The organism is Candidatus Schekmanbacteria bacterium (assembly GCA_003695725.1).
GTDB lineage: Bacteria > Schekmanbacteria > GWA2-38-11 > GWA2-38-11 > J061 > J061.
In genome coordinates this window covers 1-2500 of the sequence record RFHX01000078.1, presented here as the reverse complement: position 1 = coordinate 2500, position 2500 = coordinate 1, and the positions used below count along the sequence as shown (strand labels likewise).

At 33.2% G+C, this 2500-nt stretch carries 2 protein-coding genes; both read left to right on the top strand.

Annotation, left to right across the window (positions count from 1 at the left end; all coding sequences use genetic code 11):
* Positions 1-30: 30 nt before the first annotated feature.
* On the top strand, positions 31-2016 hold the full coding sequence (locus D6734_03325) for a GAF domain-containing protein (GenBank protein RMF96725.1): 1986 nt from the start codon (positions 31-33) through the stop codon (positions 2014-2016).
* A gap of 191 nt (positions 2017-2207) precedes the next feature.
* Positions 2208-2500, top strand: a 293-nt coding sequence (locus D6734_03320; protein RMF96724.1) for a sugar ABC transporter substrate-binding protein, incomplete at its 3' end; no start/stop codon positions are given.

The window sequence follows — 2500 nt, the reverse complement described above, 5'->3', positions numbered from 1 at the left end:
ATTTTTGCTATAACTATTATAAATAGTTATATGAATATTTTACCTAAGGGGTCGAAAATGAGGGATAATATAAAAATAGGAATTGATTTTTGGAAAAAGTTTTTGAGCAGTCTTTCTTCTACTTATGATATTTTTTTTCAACTCATTGATTCGTCAGGAAATATAATATTAACCGGTTCGAATGAAAGAACTTTATGCTCATATTTGAGCCGTTTTGAATTAGCTTGTGCCAAATGCAAAGAATATTGTGTAGAAATACCTAAAAAGTCTATTTTAGAGAATAGTGTACAGCGATTCTCCTGTTATATGGGAATTAGATGCTTCGTTATTCCTGTCAATATAAGTAAAGAAGAGCGTGCTGCAGTGCTTGGTGGAAAAGTGCTTACTGATATTCCATATAGTGAAGCCTATTCCGATAAGTGCAGGCAATTGGGTATTGATATCCAAGAGGTTTTGAATTCTCTGCATGAAATTAGATTCATAAAGGAAAAAAGTATTAATGCATATATTGATTTAGTAGAAAGTTTCGGAAGTAAGGGAGCATTAGTGGAAGAGAATTTAAATGAATATGAAAGAAAAGAGAAGCAATTTAAACGCCTTTTAAGGGGAATAGATGAAATTAATTCCTTTGATGTGATTGATGAAAGCTTTTTAAATTCAATGTTGAAAACTGCATCGGATGCCTTTTTAATCAAAGATGCTTCCATTCTTTTAAAAGATAAAGGGAAATTTCACTCAGCCGCAGATATTAGAGACTATATAGATACAAATGTAACATCGAGCATTTCTTTGAGAGAAGATTCTCCCTTGATCAAAGAGGTAATGAAATCAGAAGGTAAACCATTATTCATTGATGATTCGGTTTTGATTGCAGAATTAGGCATTAAATGGGGTGTTGAATCAACTGCTGTCATACCTTTGTTAAAAAAGGAAGATTTATGGGGAATATTATTTTTATTCAATCTTCAAAAGGAAGAATGGAATATAGAAAATATTCAGCACTTTGCGAATGGTATCAATGTTTGCATTGCTTCAATTGAGATGAAAAGGCAGCTTAAGAATTTCGACTACAATAAAAGAAAACTTATTTCCCTTATCGAAAACTTTTCAAAACTATCACACATCAAATCCCTTCTTGACAATGTTGTTTATGAGATTTCTTCTTTTACAAATGCAAAACGAGTGTCAGTAGCAATTTTGAATAAGGATTTAGGAAAACTTGAATTAATGGCGGCATTGGGAATCGATGAAGCAGTTTTGAAATCAAACCGATTTATTGACGAAAATAGCATTAGTTACTATGTTTTTCAGGAAGGGAAACCTGTCATAGTAGATGATATATCACGCCATGAGAGATTTTCTTCCTTAGCCCATGCCGGCTGTAAAACCAATTCATTTATGTCAATGCCCTTGAAGCATAATGGACAAGCATTAGGCACTATAAATGTAAGTGAGATAGAAGATATAATAGCACCTGATGATGAAAGATATGAGTGGCTGAAGAATAGAATAAAGTTGATTTCTCTATTGATTGAAAGAACGATTCTTAAAAATGAAATGGAAAATATCCGTTCTGAGTTCATAGATACAAAAAAAGGCGTTTACAATAAAATTTATTTCAATGAATTCGGAAAAAAGAGAATAGAGAATTCACGGCGAAATAGAAGGAATGATTCTGTTGTAATCCTCAATATAGGAGACACTCTAAAGCAATTCCCTTCACAAAGGGAAGATATATTGAAGCAAGTCATTGACGATACACGGCGCGAAATAAGAAGCTCGGATATCATTGCGGTTTATGATGAAAATAGTATTACATTTTTCCTTCCTGACACAAACAAGAGTGGTGCCCTCCTTTTTGCCAAAAAGATTAAGTCAAAGGTTGAAGATTTGCTTCTATTTTTTGAGCAACCGGGTGAAGAGATTAAAGTTAGCGTCGGTGTAAGCACCTTCCCAGATGACGGGGATGATATTGCACATCTCACTCTTTCAGCTCAAAGAGCGCTTCAAAATTAGATTGTAAACAATTCTTTTATGTAGAAAAGATTAAAGAGTTAAAAGACTCGTCTTTTTTCTTCTCTCTTTTATTATCTTGACTCCATTAGTACATTTATTATTATTCATAAAAATAAATATGTCAGGCCTAATACTTTAAAACAACTATCCCGATAATAGTTGCTTCCTGAATCAATAGGAGGAAATGAAAAATGGACAGAAAAAGACGGAAAATATCTATCCTTTTGGCAGTTATAATTTTGTTATCCTTTTTGGCATATAATTCGAAAGCCGAAGACAACTATATCATCGGCGAAGAGGATGTGCTCGATATTTTTGTTTGGAATAATCCAGATTTAAGTAGAAAAGTGACTGTGAGGCCTGATGGTATGATATCTTTGCCTCTTGTAAATGATGTTAAGGCAAAGGGATTGACTCCTATGGCATTACGCAATGTGCTCATCAAAAAATTGTCTGAATTTGTCGAAACCCTTGATTTGACAGT

Bases quoted from the DNA above. Each gene is read 5' to 3' on its own strand.
- D6734_03325 (RMF96725.1), top strand. From the start codon at position 31: ATGAATATTTTACCTAAGGGGTCGAAAATGAGGGATAATATAAAAATA.